A 15,503-nucleotide genomic window follows, 5' to 3' on the forward strand; every position below is an offset into this window, starting at 1 on the left:
AAGAATTAGATTGCTCGCTTCCTAAGCCGCCGGCGCTCGCGCTCGGAAAGGCCTCCCCAAATGCCAAACCGTTCGTCATTGGCCAGCGCGTATTCGAGGCACTGGGACCTTACGTTGCAGGCGCCGCAAACCTTCTTGGCGTCGCGCGTTGAGCCGCCCTTTTCGGGAAAGAATGCTTCCGGGTCGGTCTGGGCGCACAAGGCGTCAGTCTGCCAGCCGAGCTCGCCTTCGTCATCGAAGTCCTGCTGCAGCGGCAGTCCAATCCATACCGGCTGGACAGTCCCGGCGGCCAACTCCATGGGCGGATCCAGATCCTCCTCCGGCTCGGCGCCCCCGTCCAACAGGGCTTCATGCGCCGCGAGGAACGCGGTGGCCTGGTCCTCGAGGACACTGGTGGAATTCCTGGTGTACCTCTCCGCAGCATCAGGATCTGCGGGATCCACGTACCAGTCGCTGGGCACCCCCCGCGCACGGTACTTTGCCGTTGCCTGGCCGGCCACGACGGCATCTTCCTGGATACGCTCTGCTTGCCCCACGGCGACCCTCCTGATGTTTCAGCCATTGCCTGGATACGTGGACACTCGGTTGTGTGCCGGTATTTACGCAATTGCTTTAGTTACCTAATTACACGTGTGTAACTAGGGCTAGTCAAGCCGTTGCCGGGATAATAGACAGTCCTTGTTCAGAAGTTTGCGCACGCCACGCCCGGGATTCTTGCCGGCCCGGGCGTGGCGCGGGCCGCAACCGGCCGAAGGTGTACAAAAACCCGTCAAAACGCAGTGCTGGCGGGGAAAATACCCGGCCTCCGGCAAAATAGCAAGCAAACTTAGCACCTGTAGTGATTAACATCACTCACGCTTCCGCGGCATGCAACCGAAGCCATCGCCGGATGATCCTGTCATTGCGGAGTGGCAGGATGAACCCATGACGACAACCCCCGCAATTGACCTAATGGGCACCCTGCGCTCAGGCAACTCAACGTCACCACGGCTCACCTGGTACGGACCCGATGCAGAGCGGGTGGAGCTCTCGGGACGGGTCCTGGACAACTGGGTGGCAAAGACCAGCAACCTTCTGCAGGATGAGCTGGACGCCGAACCCGGCATGCGGCTGCGCCTCGCCCTTCCGGCGCACTGGAAAGCGATCGTGTGGGCGCTGGCGTCCTGGCAGCTTGGCCTGGAAACAGTCCTCGACGGCGGTCCGGCGGACTTCCTCGCCACGGACGACCCTTCCGGGGCCACGGGAGAGGACGCCGCCGTCATTGCCGTTGCACTCCCGGCACTGGCCATGCGGTGGCCCGGGGAGCTTCCCGCCGGCTGCCTTGACTATGCTGCCGAGGTGCGTTCCCACGGGGACGTGTTCATGGCGCACACCGACCCGGATCCGGAAGGATGCGCCGTCCGCACCAGCGAAGGGCGTACTGTCCCCCACCGGGAGCTGTTGACCGGCTTTGCCGTTCCACACGAGGAGGGTGCCAGGGTGCATGTCCCCGCGGACCGCGGGCTCGAATCAGCTTTGTCCAGTGCGCTGGGGGCCTGGCAGCGGGACGGCTCCGTGGTGCTGACCCATCCCGGAGTGGCGCTTACCGACAAACTGCGGGCGGACGAACGCATCCACGGCAGCTGACCTCCACGTACGCCTGCTAGGCCTGCGGGCCGCCGTCCACGGTGGTGGAAGCTGGACGCTCCGCGGCGCGGGCGGACTCGCGGTGCGGATGGGCTTCGATGATCTCGTGGTCGTGGGAGAACTCCGGCTCCTGGTCCAGCTCCTGGTTGAAGACCAGGAAGCGGTAGGCAAAGAAACGGACAACCGTGGCTACCAGGATGCCAGCCACGCCCGCCAGGAACAGCAGGTTCTTGTTGTCGATTCCCATTCCGTACTTGGCCAACGCCGTAAAACCGGTGGAGATGCCGATGCCTATGCCGTTGATGATGACGAACATGACAAACTCGCGGAGCACGTTGGCCTGGCGGCGGTGGCGGAAGGTCCAGAAACGGTTGGCCACCCACGAGAAGATGGTGGCAACGGTGGCGCCGACAAAACGTGCCTTCGCCTCGCTGTCCGACATGGGGCCGTGCATGAGGTAGTAGGTCAAGCCGTTGTCGATGACGAACGCCACACCGCCCACCGCCCCGAACTTGGCCACCTCGCGCCAAAAAAGTGAGGCGAGCCCCCGGATACGATCTGCAAGTGAGCTAAACATGACCCTCCATGGCCTGACGAACTGTGGGCCACGTGGCCAAAGCTCCATTTTAGCCCCCAAACCTTTGAGCTGCCCGGGAGAACTTGGTCACCCTGGGCTCTGCGGGGCGGAAACCGCGGTGGCATGCCGGGTTGCAAAAGCGGGATTGGGCCCGTCTTCGGTAGGCTGGCACATGTGACTTTTCCAGTGATAGGCGTGGTTGGCGGCGGCCAGCTCGCGCGAATGATGGCCCCTGCCGCTACAGCACTCGGCTTTGAACTCCGTGTCCTCGCCGAGGGCGAGGACGTGTCGGCGGTGTCGGCCGTACCCGCCACTCCAGTGGGCGACTACAAGGACCTGCAGACGCTCCTGGACTTCGCCCAAGGCCTGGACGTCATGACCTTCGACCACGAGCACGTACCGACCGGCCACCTCCGCGCCCTGCAGGACGCGGGGGTCAACGTCCAGCCCGGGCCGGACGCCCTGGTCCACGCCCAGGACAAGCTGGTGATGCGTGCCGCCATCGACCGGCTGGAACTGCCCAACCCGGCATGGGCGTCGGTGGCTGACGTTGATGATTTGGTCCGCTTCGGCGACGGGACAGGCTGGCCCGTGGTGCTCAAGACCCCCAGGGGCGGCTACGACGGCAAGGGAGTGCGAATCGTCGCATCTGCGGAAGAGGCCGCGGAGGCCGCGGACTGGTTTGCCTCCATGAGCCCGCTGCTGGCCGAAGCGAAGGTCGAATTTACCCGCGAACTCTCCGCGCTCGTGGCGCGGACTCCGGATGGCGAGGCACGGGCGTGGCCCGTGGTGCACACCATCCAGGTCGATGGCGTCTGCGATGAGGTGATTGCGCCCGCGCTCGAGATCCCCCTGGAGGTCGCCGCCGCCGCGGAGGATGCGGCACTGCGCATCGCCGCCGAGCTGGACGTTACCGGCGTGCTCGCCGTGGAACTGTTCGAAACCCCTGGTTCAGGTGCCGGCTTCCTGATCAATGAACTGGCCATGCGGCCGCACAACACCGGCCACTGGACCCAGGACGGTTCCATCACCAGCCAGTTCGAGCAGCACCTTCGCGCGGTCCTGAACCTGCCGCTGGGCGCCACCGATGCCCTGGCTCCCGTTACCGTCATGAAGAATTTCCTGGGCGGCGACAACCAGGACCTGTACGCCGCCTACCCCATGGCACTGGCCGCCGAACCCGCGGCCAAGGTCCACTGCTACGGCAAGTCGGTGCGGCCGGGACGCAAGATTGGCCACGTCAACCTGACAGGCGGTTCCACGGCAGAGGTTGATTCGGTCCGCCGCCGCGCCACGGCCGTGGCCGGCATCATCCGCGACGGGCGGGTCACAACAGACGAACCGTCCGCGATTTTCGAGGAGAACGCATGAGCGCCGAAGCCACCCCAGCAGTTGGTACCGCCGCGGGCCCCCTGGTGGGCCTGGTCATGGGCTCCGATTCAGACTGGCCGGTCATGGAGGCCGCGGCGGACGCCCTGGCCGAATTCGGCATTCCCTTCGAGGCGGACGTCGTCTCCGCCCACCGGATGCCCACCGAGATGATCCGGTACGGCCAGACGGCGCACGAGCGTGGCCTTCGGGTCATCATCGCAGGGGCGGGCGGCGCAGCCCACCTGCCCGGAATGCTCGCCAGCGTCACGCCACTGCCCGTGATTGGCGTCCCCGTTCCGCTGAAGACCCTCGACGGGATGGACTCCCTGCTCTCCATCGTCCAGATGCCGGCAGGCGTCCCGGTAGCCACAGTCTCCATCGCCGGAGCCCGGAACGCCGGGCTCCTGGCTGTGCGGATGCTGGCCTCCGGCACCGATGAACTCGCCGACTCGCTGCGGGCGGACCTGATCGACTTCGCCGCCGACCTGAACGCAGTGGCGACCCGAAAGGGTGCGAACCTTCGCCAAAAGGTCAGCGAAGTCTTCCCCGGCGGGTCCAGCCCCCTCCGGGGCAGCCGTTAGGGCGCCCGGCATGGCCAGCAGCAGCGTCCTCCACACCGGCTCCGGCCCGTCGCTGTCGGACCCGGTGCGCTACCCGGTCAGTGCGTCTCCCGAAGTCCGCACCAAGCGGGCTTTCGTCCTGGTCCTGCTGACGCTGCTGGTGCCCGGGAGCGCCCAGCTCGTGGCAGGCGACCGCAAGCTTGGCCGGACGGCGCTCCGCGTCACGCTCGCCGTATGGGCGGTCCTGCTCCTGGCCCTGGTCCTGTTGCTGCTGAACCGGAGCCTGGTCATCAACATCGTGACCAACCCCATCACGTCGCTGCTGCTGGTAGTGGTGCTCGCCGCGCTGGCCCTCGGCTGGGCCTTCCTGTTCCTGAATACCCTGCGGCTCATCCGCCCTGTCCTGCTGGCACCGCGGGCCCGGCCCGCCGTCGGCATTGCCCTGGTCCTGGCCCTGGTCCTGGGCAGTGGCTCGATGGGGTACGCCGCCTACCTGCTGAACGTGGGCCGCAATGCGATCGGCGACATCTTTTCATCCGGGCCGGCCATCGAGCCGGTGGAAGGGCGCTACAACTTCCTCATGATGGGGGGCGATGCCGGCGATGACCGCACCGGCCGCCGGCCAGACAGCCTCTCCATCCTCAGCGTGGATGCCCAAACGGGCCAGACCGCCATCATCTCCGTGCCCAGGAACTTCCAGAACGCCCAGTTCAGCGAAGGCTCCCCCATGCGTGCCCTCTACCCGGACGGCTACAACTGCGGTGACGAGTGCCTGATCAACGCCATCAACACCGAGGTCACCAACGAACACGCGGACCTGTATCCGGGCGTGGCAGACCCCGGCGCGCAGGCCACCATGGAAGCCGTCTCCGGCACCCTGGGCATGCAGATCCAGGCTTATGTCCTGGTCGACATGGAGGGATTCTCCACCCTGATCGATGCCATGGGCGGCATCAAAATCAAGGCCGGCGGCTGGGTTCCCATGAGCGGCTACTTTGACGAGGCCACCAAGACCCACGGCATGCCACTGGGCTGGATTCCCGCCGGGGACCAGACCCTCAACGGCGCCCAGGCCCTCTGGTACGGCCGGTCGCGCGAATACGTTGACGACTACTCCCGCATCCAGCGCCAACAGTGTGTCCAGCAGGCCATGCTGAAACAGCTGGATCCGGCCACCCTGCTGTCCAAGTTCGAGGACATCGCCGGCGCCGGGACCAAGGTGGTGGAGTCCAACATTTCCTCCGCCCAGCTGGGGAGTTTCCTTGACCTGGCCATCAAGGCGAGGGGCAAGGACGTCAAGCGGCTGACCATCGGGCCGCCTGACTTTGACGCGTCGTTTTCCACGAACCCCGACTTCGACCAGATCCACGAACGCGTGGACCAGCTGCTGGCATCGGCTTCCGCCAAGGGTGCACAGTCGGCCGGCATCGCCGACGACATAATGGCCCTTCCCCAGGCAGGCGCCGGACACGTCCAGGCCGCCGGGACCGTCCCGGCCACCCTGCCGGCCGCGGGAAACGCCGTCCAGCAGCCCTCGCCGTCGGACTTTACGCCTGTGACCACCACGTCCGACGGTGAGCCGATCACCGAAGAGATGCTGACCCAGCTCAAGCTGGAGGGCAACGAAGAGGCCATCCGCCAACTCGTGGCCACCAACGGGCAGTGCGCCCCGCTGTAGCGGCCGCCCGCCAGCTCCCACCCACCAAGGAATGGAACGGTTTTGTACGAGATTGAGAACGTCCTGCGTGACTACGCCTGGGGTTCGACGACGGCCATCGCCTCGCTGCTGGGACGCCCTGAGTCGGGGCGTCCGGAGGCCGAACTGTGGATCGGTGCGCACCCTGATTCGCCGTCGGTGGCGCACCTGCCCGAGGACGGAACCCGGAGCCCGCTCGACTCCCTGATCGCTTCCGATCCGGAGCATTTCCTGGGCGCGGACTCCGTGGCCGCTTTCGGGCCCCGGCTGCCCTTCCTGGCCAAGGTCCTGGCAGCCGCGCAGCCGCTCTCCCTCCAGGTGCATCCGAGCCTGGAACAGGCCCGTGAGGGGTTCGCCCGGGAAAACGCAGCCGGAGTGGATCCGCACACGCCGCACCGTAACTACAAGGACGACAACCACAAGCCGGAGATGATCTTCGCGCTCACTCCGTTCGAGGCCCTCTGTGGGTTCCGGCCCGCCGCCGAAACCCGCGTGATCCTGCAGCACATCGCGGATGCCTTTCCCGGGCCCGCGCAGGTCCCTGCGCTGCTCCAGGCCCTCCTTGAGGATCTCACCGCCTCGGACGAAGGCGCAGGACTCCGGCGCGCCTTTGAGCGGCTGATCACCGGCGGCCAGGATGTTTCAGAGGAAACAGCGCTGGTGGTGGCGGCCTTGGTGTCCGGTGCTTCCCTCGAGCCCTTCCAGGCAGAGCTGGGCACCGTCATCAGCCTCAACGAAAAGTATCCCGGCGACCCCGGCGTCCTGATCTCGCTGCTGCTGAACAGGATTTCGTTGAAGCCGGGGGAAGCCGTCTACCTTCCCGCCGGAAACGTGCACGCCTACCTGCACGGCCTGGGCGTGGAGGTCATGGCGTCCTCGGACAACGTCCTGCGCGGCGGCCTGACCCCCAAGCACATCGATGTGCCGGAGCTCCTGAAGACCATCGACTTCCACCCGGTGGCCGTTCCGATGCTCACCGCGGAAACTTCCGTGCTGGACCAGGAACTGTTCCGGCCCCCGTTCGGGGAGTTCCAACTGCAGCGCATTGAGCTCGGGCCGGACTCCGGTCCCGTCCCGCTGGCGCAGGCAGGCGCGGCAGTGGTCATCGTGGTGGCCGGCGCCGTGTACCTCGACTCCCCCAAGGGCGACCTGGAGCTGGAGCAGGGGGGCAGTGCGTTCATTGCCGCGGCCGAGGCGCCCGTCAACGTCCACCGGGTGGCCGGCAGCACCGGACCGGCCCTGGCTTTCGCGGTGACCACCGGACTCTAGTCCGGCGCCATAGCAGCAGGAAGGGCGACGACGGCACTCTGGTGAGTGCCGTCGTCGCCCTTTGGCTTTGACCGGGCCAATTGCCGCGGCTAGTTGCCCGGACGCAACTTTCGAACCAATGGGCGGACCTGCCCGGCTGCGCCTTTCAGCAGCCGGCGCGCCTGCTGGAGACCCTTGCGGGCGAGCGGCATGGCCTTGGCGTAGGCAGGGTAGAACGGCGACAGCGGCCTTTCCCACGTTCCCAGGAGCATGTTTTCGTGCTTTGCGAATTGCTTCTTGAAATCGGAAATGCCGTCGTTCAGGAGGCCGTTGAAGTCGTACCGGCTGCAGCCGTCTTCCCGCATGGCCTGCAGTGCCGCCCACTTCACTCCGTAGTTCACCCGCTGCTTCTGCCCTTCGGCGGAGACGCCGCCGTAGAGCTCGAACGCGGTGGCTGCGCTGCGCGAAAGCCAGGTGAAGGCCAGCATCTGCTCGCCGTCGAACGCGGCGATGATCGGGGAAGAGTCGCCCAGGTTCCGGAAGATGTCCCGGTAGTACTGGTCCTCGTGGATGCCAAAGCCTGCCCGCTCGGCCGTCTGGTGGTAGATGGCCAGCACCTGCTCCAGCTCGGCTTCGTTCTTGACCTTGCGGAATTCAACGTCGCTGCGCATGGCCTTGCGGATGTTGGCCCGCGTGGACTTGGACATCTCCGCCATCAGCTCGTCGTCGGACCGGGTGAGGTCCAGGATGAGCGTGCGCGGGATGAGGACGGTGTTGGTGGACTCGCGGAAACCGGCGGCGGCCACGGCGCCGGCAAAGGCGGAGTCCTTGTCCCAGTCCGGTTCGATGCTCAGGGCAACGCCCCGGTGGCGGAGTGCGGCATGCTCTGCCAGCCGGTTCAGGACCACCTGCGCGTTGCCGGGCGAGCACATCGGGCCCCGGGGAATGTAGACCAGGGCGCGGAAGGGGACGGGAAGCCTGCGGACCAGGAGCTGGGCGCAGCCGATGGTTTCGTCGCCGTCCTTGACCAGGACCCGGTCCACGGACCAGCCGTGCGCCGCCTTGGTCTCGCCCCAGCCCCACAGCTGCTGCGGATGCGCCTGGAACCGGTCAACGTGCTCGTCCCAGAGGGCGCGGTCAGTACAGGGCACAACAGCAGGAATCATGGCTTAAACCCTATACCAAGGCTTTAACGCCAAAGCCCCCGGCGCGTGGTGCGCCAGGGGCTTTCGGTCAGCGGGGGCCGCGGGTCAGTTCTTGCGGGCGTAGCCTTCCCACTTGCTGGCCTGGTGTTCGCCGTCCACGAAGCGGATGGTGCCGGACTTGGAACGCATCACGATGGACTGGGTCAGGACCTTGTCCTTGGAGTAGCGGACGCCCTTGAGCAGGTCGCCGTCCGTGATGCCGGTGGCGGCGAAGTAGCAGTTGTCGCTGGAGACGAGGTCGTTGGTGGAAAGCACCCGCTCGAGGTCGTGCCCGGCGTCGATGGCCTTCTGCTTCTCTTCGTCGCTGGTGGGCCACAGCCGCCCCTGGATGACGCCGCCCAGGGATTTGATGGCGCAGGCCGCCACGATGCCTTCGGGGGTGCCGCCGATGCCCATCAGCGCGTCAACGCCGGTTCCGGAGCGGGCCGCGGCAATGGCGCCGGCGACGTCGCCGTCCATGATGAATTTGGTTCGGGCACCGGCTTCGCGGATTTCCTCCACCAGCGGGCGGTGGCGGTCGCGGTCGAGGATCATGACGTTGAGCTGGTTGACCTTCACGCCCTTGGCCTTGGCAATCAGGTGCAGGTTCTGCTTGACCGGCAGGCGCAGGTCAACCATGTCGGCGGCCTCGGGGCCGGTAACCAGCTTTTCCATGTAGAACACGGCGGAGGGATCGAACATGGAGCCGCGCTCGGCAACGGCCAGTACTGCCAGTGCGTTGTTGATGCCCAGGGCGGTCAGGCGGGTTCCGTCGATGGGGTCGACGGCGACATCCACCTCAGGGCCGGTGCCGTCCCCCACGCGCTCACCGTTGAACAGCATGGGCGCTTCGTCCTTCTCGCCCTCGCCGATCACCACGACGCCGTTGAAGTGGACGGTCTGCAGGAAGGAGCGCATGGCGTCGACGGCGGCACCATCGGCGGTGTTCTTGTCGCCGAAGCCAACCCAGTGGCCGCCGGCAATGGCCGCGGCTTCGGTGACGCGGACAAGTTCAAGGGCAAGGTTGCGGTCCGGCTCGTCGTGGCCCACGGCAAGCGACGGCGAAATCGTGGAGTACTTCTGGGTCATGGACGCTGGTGACACGTGAACCTCTTCTTCGAGTGGCGATCATTGAACCCGCCCGCCGGTGCAGCAGAACGGTGATTCCTCTGTTACCGATCATAGTCGCGGCGCCGCGACGGGGGCGGCCCGTGACGCAACCCCGCAATGTGGACGGCAGCCCGGGGCGGACTGCCGGCCGGGACCGAATGGAAGTCGGGCTCCGGGATAGGCGACTATAGAGGGGTGAACGACATGCAGGAAGCCACCAGTCCCAGCTCCGGCCCGGCCCGCCCCAGCGGCCGGCCACGCGCCGCGGACAGCAGCGCTGACACCCCCGTGAAGCCCGTCATTCCGGCGGCGGCGGCCAAGCGCGCCAACGCTTCGGTGATCGGCATGATCATTGCCTTGGTGCTGAGCATCGCGGCGTTCCTGCCGGTTGTGCTCATGAACCCGCAGCCGAAGAGCGAGGGCTACCGCCCGGACATCGATGTGGCGTCCGTGGCACGGAACGCGGCTGATGTGGCGGGATTCACACCCGTTGCACCGGATACCGGCAACGCCTTCCGCGTGAATTATGCCCGGTGGGAAGCAGGGACGGGCAGCGGGGTTCCCACCTGGGAGGTTGGCTACGTCACCCCCAAGACTTCGTTCATCGCATTGGTGCAGACCACGCAGGCCAACCCCACCTGGCTGCTCCAGCAGACCAAGAACGCCCCCGTTACCGGCTCGCGGAATGCCGGCGGCCGGGAATGGGAACTGCGGGACACCGGCAAGGGCGAAAAGTCGATGGTCCTGAACTACCGCGGCAGCACCGTGGTCCTCTCGGGCGCAGCGCAACTGGACGAATTCGCCACACTGGCGGCCGCCGTCGTGGGCTCCCTGGACGCCGGCCCGGCCGTCACAGTTTCCCCTTCCAGCCCTGCCGCGCCTTAATCTGGTAAGCATGGCTACTAACCTCACCCCTGCCCTGGCTTGGCGCCGCCTGCGCGAAGGCAACGAACGTTTTGTCAACGGCGAGTCCTCGCATCCGAACCAGAACGCTTCACGGCGCTCGTCGCTGGTGGAAACCCAGAATCCGTTCGCGGTGATCTTCGGCTGCTCCGACTCCCGGCTTGCCGCTGAGATCATTTTCGACGTCGGCCTGGGCGACGTCTTCGTGGTCCGGACCGCCGGGCAGGTGATCGACGACGCCGTCCTGGGCTCGCTCGAATACAGCGTCGCCGTGCTGGGGGTGCCGCTGATCGTGGTGCTGGGGCATGACAACTGCGGCGCGGTCACCGCTACCAGGGACGCCGTGGAGACCGGCGAAATGCCGGCAGGTTTCATCCGCGACCTCGTGGAACGCATCACCCCCTCCGTCCTGACCTCCCTGCGGAACAACCAGCCCGAGGTCAACGACATGGTGGTGGAGAACGTCAAGCAGATGTCCCAGCGCCTCGCGGACAGCTCGCGTGTGATTTCCACCGCAATCGAGGAAGGCCGCACCGCGGTCATTGGCCTCTCCTACCGCCTGGCAGAGGGCCGCGCCGACCTTGTTTCTGGAATCGGCGAGCTCTGAGAACTCCGTGCCGGCGGCCCGGCGGGCCGCCGGCATGGCTCCCTTAACGGTTTTCGATGGGGCGCCCGGGAGCCATAAGCTAGCCCCATGACTTCCACTGAAGAGTTCCGCATTGAACATGACACGATGGGCGAGGTCCGCGTCCCCGTGAACGCACTGTACCGCGCGCAGACGCAGCGGGCAGTAGAGAATTTCCCCATCTCCGGCAAGACCCTGGAGCGCACCCACATCGAGGCGCTGGCACGGGTCAAGAAGGCTGCCGCCCAGGCCAACGCTGAACTGGGTGTGCTCGACGGCGAGCTGGCCAAGGCGATTGCAGACGCTGCCGATGAGGTGGCTGCCGGCAAGTACGACGGCGACTTCCCGATCGACGTTTTCCAGACCGGCTCCGGCACGTCCTCGAACATGAACACCAACGAGGTCCTGGCAGAGCTGGCCACGCGTGCGCTGAAGGCCGCGGGCAGCGACAAGGTGGTCCACCCCAACGACCACGTCAATGCCTCGCAGTCCTCCAACGACGTCTTTCCCACGTCCGTGCACGTTGCCGCCACGTCCGCCCTGATCAACGACCTCATCCCCGCCCTGGGCTACCTGGCAGAGTCGCTGGAGCGCAAGGCCGTTGAGTTCAAGGACGTGGTCAAGTCCGGCCGCACGCACCTCATGGATGCCACCCCGGTCACCCTGGGCCAGGAGTTCGGCGGTTACGCCGCACAGGTCCGCTACGGCATCGAGCGCATCAACGCCTCGCTCCCCCGCGTCGCCGAGGTTCCGCTGGGCGGCACCGCCGTGGGCACCGGCATCAACACCCCCGCCGGTTTCCCGGAGCGCGTCATCGAGCTGCTGGCCACCGACACCGGACTGCCGCTGACCGAGGCCCGCGACCACTTCGAGGCACAGGCCAACCGCGACGGCCTGATCGAAGCCTCCAGCCAGCTGCGCAACATCGCCATCTCGTTCATGAAGATCAACAACGACCTCCGCTGGATGGGTTCGGGCCCCAACACGGGCCTGGGCGAGATCGCGATTCCGGACCTGCAGCCCGGCTCCTCCATCATGCCCGGCAAGGTCAACCCGGTCATCTGCGAGGCGTCCATCATGGTCGCTGCCCAGGTCATTGGCAACGACACCGCCATCGCCTGGTCCGGCACCAACGGCGCCTTCGAACTGAACGTCGGCATTCCCGTGATGGCTGCCAACCTGCTCGAGTCAATCCGCCTGCTGGCCAACACCAGCCGCGTCATGGCAGACAAGATGATCGACGGCATCACCGCGAATGTGGAGCGCGCCCGCTTCCTGGCCGAAGCCTCCCCCTCGATCGTCACCCCGCTGAACAAGTACATCGGCTATGAGAACGCCGCCAAGATCGCCAAGACCGCCGTCAAGGAGGGCCTGACCATCCGCCAGGCCACCGAGCAGCTCGGTTTTGTCGGCGAAGGCGACGGCAAGGTCTCCGAGGCCGACCTCGACAAGGCACTGGACGTCACCACCATGACGGCCCCGGCCCACAAGGCCTAACCCCGCCACCACTTCGGGAACGCCCGACGGCGGCCGGCACCTTTCGCACGAAAGGCGCCGGCCGCCGTCGCTCGTTAAGGCAACTGCCCGCCAGCCATCGAGTTTGCACTGTATGGCTTTTAGTGCAAAAATGTACTTTGTGACTGATAGTGCAACTTCTGACAGCCTGCGCGAGCGCAAGCGGACAGCCACCCGGACCGCCATCACCTCTGCCGCCCGCGCCCTGACCTCCGCAAAAGGCCTCAACGGCTACACCGTGGAGGAGGTCTGCGAGGTGGCCGGGATTTCGCGCCGGACCTTCTTCAACTACTTCCCCACCAAGGAAGACGCCATCATCGGCCACGCCGAGGACGACGTTCCGGCCGATGCCATCGAGGAATTCGTGGCCGGTGCCGCCGGCTCCCGCGCCGGCGAAATTTCGCCCACCCTGTTCAGCGACCTGGTCCGGCTCTCCCTCCGCCTGGCCGAGGGCATGACGGAGTCCGAGGAAGACACCCGGCAGCTGATCGGGGTGGTCAAAAAGGAGCCGCAGCTCATCCTGAAAATCATCGGGGTCACGGAACAGCGCGAAGCCCAGTTCGCCCGGGACGTCGCCAGGCGTGAGGGCGTGGCGCCGGACCACCCAGTGGTGCAGATGGCAGTGGTCCTGCTCAGCACCATCGCCCGCAAGAGCAGCATGGCCTACTTCTCCGACGGCAATACCCGCAGCTATCCGGACCTGCTGCTGGAGAACATTTCCGCCGCCAGCCTCCTTTTCTCCCAGCCATTCGACAGCACGGCCACCGCCGCAGAAGGAAACCAATGAGCACCGCAACCGCCAAGCCGCCGGCAGGACCCCTGCTGTTGACGCAAAAACGCATCTGGATCATCTTCTCCGCGCTGATCGCCGGAATGCTGCTCTCCAGCCTGGACCAGACCATCGTCTCCACGGCAATGCCCACCATCGTGGGCAAGCTCGGCGGCGTGGAGCACCAGGCGTGGATCACCACCGCCTACCTGCTGGCCACCACCATCGTGATGCCGATTTACGGCAAGTTCGGTGACATCCTGGGCCGCCGCAACCTGTTCCTGGTGGCCATCGCGCTCTTCACCCTCGCGTCGGTGTGCTGCGCCCTGGCCACCGACTTCTGGGGATTCGTCATCTTCCGCGCCATCCAGGGCCTGGGCGGTGGCGGCCTGATGATCCTCTCGCAGGCGATCATCGCCGATATTGTTCCCGCCAAGGAGCGCGGGAAGTACATGGGTCCGCTCGGTGCAATCTTCGGCCTCTCCGCCGTGGCCGGCCCGCTGCTGGGCGGCTTTTTCGTGGACCACCTGACGTGGGAATGGGCGTTCTACATCAACATCCCCGTTGGCCTTGCCGCCTTTGCCATCGCTTGGTTTGCGCTGACCCTGCCCAACAAGAAAGCGGAGAAGCGGATCGACGTCCTCGGCGTCGTCCTGCTCTCCGCCGCCACCACCTGCCTGATCTTCTTCACCGACTTCGGCGGCAAGAAGGACGAGGGCTGGGATTCACCCCTCACCTGGGCGTTTGGCGCGGGCCTGCTGGTTTCTGCCGCCGCGTTCGTCATGGTGGAGCGGCGCGCCGAGGACCCGATCATCCCGTTGAGCCTGTTCCGGAACCGGATCTTCATCAACGCCACCGCCATCGGCTTCACCCTGGGCCTGGGCATGTTCTCCGCCATCGCGTTCGTCCCCACGTTCCTGCAGATGTCCTCCGGCACGTCCGCTGCAGAATCCGGCCTCCTCATGCTCCCCATGATGGCCGGCCTCATGGGCACCTCAATCTACTCCGGCATCAGGATCTCCAAGACCGGCAAGTACAAGATGTTCCCCATCCTGGGCGCCGTCTTCACCATGGCGGCCATGCTCTGGATGACCACCCTTGCGGCCAGCACCCCCATCTGGGTCATCTGCCTGCAGCTGTTCGTTTTCGGAGCCGGCCTGGGCCTGATCATGCAGGTGGTGGTCCTGGTGGTCCAGAACTCGGTACCGGCCGACCAAATCGGCACCGCCACCAGCACCAACAACTACTTCCGCGAAGTGGGCGCCGCCATGGGCGTGGCCGTCTTCGGGTCCATCTTTACCACCCGCCTCTCCGAGGCCCTGACCAGCGCCTTTACCGGCGCGGGAGCCTCCGCCGAGCAGGCCGGGCAGTCCACCCGGACCCTGGACCCGCAGGCACTCAACCAGCTCCCCGAGCAGCTGCGCGATGCCATAGTAAACGCCTATGCGGACTCCTTGGCGCCCGTGTTCTGGTACCTGCTCCCCTTCATCGCCGTCGCGCTGCTGTTGGCCTTGACGCTGAAGCAGATCCCGCTGTCGGACACCGCCGGTATGGTGGCCCGTGGTGAGGCCGTGGGCGGCGAGGAGGCCGAGCGGCTCGCCGCCGGGCTTCCCGGCACCACTGCCGGGGACGTGGAAGCCGCAGGTGACGGGGACGTTGTGAAGGACGACGACGGCGAGCTGGTTTCCCAGGCCCGCTGACGGCGTCGAACGCCCCGCTTGCCCCGGCTGGCTGTGTGCCAGGCGCACGCTGGGCGGGGGGAAGTGACCAACAGGGTCGCCGCAATCTTTGGGGGTTGCGGCGCCCCTGTTTCTTTAAGCGTCCCGCCGCTACGGCTCGAAGTGGACCGCTGCTGTGGGGGCCAGCGCCTGCCGGATGCTGGTGAGGTGGCCGGGCATCAGCTCGGGAAGGTCGTCAAGGGTAAACCAGCCGACAGCCAGGGATTCGTCGTCATTGACCCTGGCTTCTCCGGAGACGTAGCGGCACAGGAACACCACGTCCAGGAATTCGCAGACGTCACCGTTGGGATACGTGACCGGACCTACCGCGCCCACGGACACCACCCGCTCAGCCTCGGCCACCACGGCCGTCTCCTCGAAGATCTCCCGGACCAGCCCGCGTGCCGGCTGCTCGCCGGGGTCAAGCATGCCGCTGACCAGGGCCCACTGGCCGTTGTCAGCCCGCTGGGCCAGCAGGATCCTGCCGGCGTCATCCACCACCACGCCGCGCACGCCAGGAACCCAGATGGGATCGTTGCCAATCTTCTTGCGCAGCTTCAGGACATACTCAGGGGCAGGCATAGGGCCAGCCTATCCAACC

Annotated in this window: 15 protein-coding genes; 10 read left to right on the forward strand and 5 right to left on the reverse strand. The window is 66.2% G+C overall.

The genetic code is table 11. The features are described 5' to 3' along the window. Window positions 1–5: 5 nt before the first annotated feature. Complete coding sequence (locus tag NIBR502771_RS19515) at window positions 6–536, reverse strand: WhiB family transcriptional regulator (RefSeq protein ID WP_141161160.1); 531 nt, start codon at window positions 534–536, stop codon at window positions 6–8. A gap of 388 nt (window positions 537–924) precedes the next feature. On the opposite strand from NIBR502771_RS19515, the gene NIBR502771_RS19520 reads away from it, so the two are divergent. Then, entirely contained in the window at window positions 925–1,626 is a 702-nt protein-coding gene (locus NIBR502771_RS19520; protein WP_141161161.1) for a TIGR03089 family protein, read from the forward strand. Between the two features lie 16 nt (window positions 1,627–1,642). Here the strand turns inward: NIBR502771_RS19520 and NIBR502771_RS19525 are convergent, their stop codons facing one another. Beyond that, the gene (locus NIBR502771_RS19525; protein ID WP_141161162.1) at window positions 1,643–2,203 is read right to left on the reverse strand and encodes a GtrA family protein; all 561 of its coding nucleotides are present in this window, start codon (window positions 2,201–2,203) and stop codon (window positions 1,643–1,645) included. A 222-nt stretch (window positions 2,204–2,425) separates the two neighbouring features. Between NIBR502771_RS19525 and NIBR502771_RS19530 the strand changes: the two genes are divergently transcribed. The 4 genes from NIBR502771_RS19530 to manA are packed head-to-tail and all read left to right on the forward strand — an operon-like array spanning window position 2,426 to window position 7,099. Beyond that, window positions 2,426–3,574, forward strand: a complete 1,149-nt coding sequence (locus NIBR502771_RS19530) for a 5-(carboxyamino)imidazole ribonucleotide synthase (RefSeq protein ID WP_246839924.1) — start codon at window positions 2,426–2,428, stop codon at window positions 3,572–3,574. Further along, window positions 3,571–4,155, forward strand: a complete 585-nt coding sequence (gene purE / locus NIBR502771_RS19535; RefSeq protein WP_141161164.1) for a 5-(carboxyamino)imidazole ribonucleotide mutase — start codon at window positions 3,571–3,573, stop codon at window positions 4,153–4,155. Before NIBR502771_RS19530 ends, purE begins: the two co-directional genes overlap by 4 nt. Window positions 4,156–4,165: 10 nt before the next feature. Then, on the forward strand, window positions 4,166–5,812 hold the full coding sequence (locus NIBR502771_RS19540) for an LCP family protein (RefSeq protein ID WP_141161165.1): 1,647 nt from the start codon (window positions 4,166–4,168) through the stop codon (window positions 5,810–5,812). Window positions 5,813–5,854: 42 nt separating this feature from the next. Beyond that, a complete protein-coding gene (manA, locus tag NIBR502771_RS19545; RefSeq protein ID WP_141161166.1) occupies window positions 5,855–7,099 on the forward strand; it encodes a mannose-6-phosphate isomerase, class I in 1,245 nt (414 codons plus the stop codon). A gap of 89 nt (window positions 7,100–7,188) precedes the next feature. Here the strand turns inward: manA and NIBR502771_RS19550 are convergent, their stop codons facing one another. Then, window positions 7,189–8,244 carry a peptidoglycan bridge formation glycyltransferase FemA/FemB family protein gene (locus NIBR502771_RS19550; RefSeq protein ID WP_141161167.1) on the reverse strand — a complete coding sequence of 352 codons (1,056 nt, stop codon included), beginning with the start codon at window positions 8,242–8,244 and terminating at the stop codon, window positions 7,189–7,191. Window positions 8,245–8,328: 84 nt separating this feature from the next. Next, on the reverse strand, window positions 8,329–9,351 hold the full coding sequence (glpX, locus tag NIBR502771_RS19555; protein ID WP_210411426.1) for a class II fructose-bisphosphatase: 1,023 nt from the start codon (window positions 9,349–9,351) through the stop codon (window positions 8,329–8,331). Between the two features lie 225 nt (window positions 9,352–9,576). Here glpX and NIBR502771_RS19560 point away from each other — a divergent pair, with 225 nt between their 5' ends. The 5 genes from NIBR502771_RS19560 to NIBR502771_RS19580 all read left to right on the forward strand — a co-directional run bounded on the left by NIBR502771_RS19560 (window position 9,577) and on the right by NIBR502771_RS19580 (window position 14,884). Continuing rightward, the gene (locus tag NIBR502771_RS19560) at window positions 9,577–10,257 is read left to right on the forward strand and encodes a DUF4245 domain-containing protein (RefSeq protein WP_168225802.1); all 681 of its coding nucleotides are present in this window, start codon (window positions 9,577–9,579) and stop codon (window positions 10,255–10,257) included. A gap of 10 nt (window positions 10,258–10,267) precedes the next feature. Beyond that, window positions 10,268–10,882 carry a carbonic anhydrase gene (locus NIBR502771_RS19565; RefSeq protein WP_141161170.1) on the forward strand — a complete coding sequence of 205 codons (615 nt, stop codon included), beginning with the start codon at window positions 10,268–10,270 and terminating at the stop codon, window positions 10,880–10,882. An 87-nt stretch (window positions 10,883–10,969) separates the two neighbouring features. Further along, a complete protein-coding gene (locus NIBR502771_RS19570) occupies window positions 10,970–12,397 on the forward strand; it encodes a class II fumarate hydratase (protein WP_109863457.1) in 1,428 nt (475 codons plus the stop codon). 139 nt (window positions 12,398–12,536) lie between these two features. Beyond that, entirely contained in the window at window positions 12,537–13,202 is a 666-nt protein-coding gene (locus tag NIBR502771_RS19575) for a TetR/AcrR family transcriptional regulator (protein WP_141161171.1), read from the forward strand. After that, on the forward strand, window positions 13,199–14,884 hold the full coding sequence (locus NIBR502771_RS19580; RefSeq protein ID WP_141161172.1) for an MDR family MFS transporter: 1,686 nt from the start codon (window positions 13,199–13,201) through the stop codon (window positions 14,882–14,884). Before NIBR502771_RS19575 ends, NIBR502771_RS19580 begins: the two co-directional genes overlap by 4 nt. Window positions 14,885–15,013: 129 nt before the next feature. Here the strand turns inward: NIBR502771_RS19580 and NIBR502771_RS19585 are convergent, their stop codons facing one another. Beyond that, complete coding sequence (locus tag NIBR502771_RS19585) at window positions 15,014–15,484, reverse strand: NUDIX domain-containing protein (RefSeq protein ID WP_141161173.1); 471 nt, start codon at window positions 15,482–15,484, stop codon at window positions 15,014–15,016. Window positions 15,485–15,503: the final 19 nt, after the last annotated feature.

This window comes from Pseudarthrobacter sp. NIBRBAC000502771, assembly GCF_006517215.1.
Lineage (GTDB): Bacteria > Actinomycetota > Actinomycetes > Actinomycetales > Micrococcaceae > Arthrobacter > Arthrobacter niigatensis.

What these genes read in the sequence shown, in the direction of transcription:
- NIBR502771_RS19580 (WP_141161172.1), top strand. Translation starts at nt 13,199, where the DNA reads ATGAGCACCGCAACCGCCAAGCCGCCGGCAGGACCCCTGCTGTTGACG.
- NIBR502771_RS19520 (WP_141161161.1), top strand. Translation starts at nt 925, where the DNA reads ATGACGACAACCCCCGCAATTGACCTAATGGGCACCCTGCGCTCAGGC.
- NIBR502771_RS19530 (WP_246839924.1), top strand. Translation starts at nt 2,426, where the DNA reads ATGATGGCCCCTGCCGCTACAGCACTCGGCTTTGAACTCCGTGTCCTC.
- NIBR502771_RS19585 (WP_141161173.1), bottom strand. Translation starts at nt 15,484, where the DNA reads ATGCCTGCCCCTGAGTATGTCCTGAAGCTGCGCAAGAAGATTGGCAAC.
- NIBR502771_RS19565 (WP_141161170.1), top strand. Translation starts at nt 10,268, where the DNA reads ATGGCTACTAACCTCACCCCTGCCCTGGCTTGGCGCCGCCTGCGCGAA.
- NIBR502771_RS19525 (WP_141161162.1), bottom strand. Translation starts at nt 2,203, where the DNA reads ATGTTTAGCTCACTTGCAGATCGTATCCGGGGGCTCGCCTCACTTTTT.
- NIBR502771_RS19540 (WP_141161165.1), top strand. Translation starts at nt 4,166, where the DNA reads ATGGCCAGCAGCAGCGTCCTCCACACCGGCTCCGGCCCGTCGCTGTCG.
- glpX (WP_210411426.1), bottom strand. Translation starts at nt 9,351, where the DNA reads ATGACCCAGAAGTACTCCACGATTTCGCCGTCGCTTGCCGTGGGCCAC.
- NIBR502771_RS19570 (WP_109863457.1), top strand. Translation starts at nt 10,970, where the DNA reads ATGACTTCCACTGAAGAGTTCCGCATTGAACATGACACGATGGGCGAG.
- NIBR502771_RS19560 (WP_168225802.1), top strand. Translation starts at nt 9,577, where the DNA reads ATGCAGGAAGCCACCAGTCCCAGCTCCGGCCCGGCCCGCCCCAGCGGC.
- purE (WP_141161164.1), top strand. Translation starts at nt 3,571, where the DNA reads ATGAGCGCCGAAGCCACCCCAGCAGTTGGTACCGCCGCGGGCCCCCTG.
- NIBR502771_RS19550 (WP_141161167.1), bottom strand. Translation starts at nt 8,244, where the DNA reads ATGATTCCTGCTGTTGTGCCCTGTACTGACCGCGCCCTCTGGGACGAG.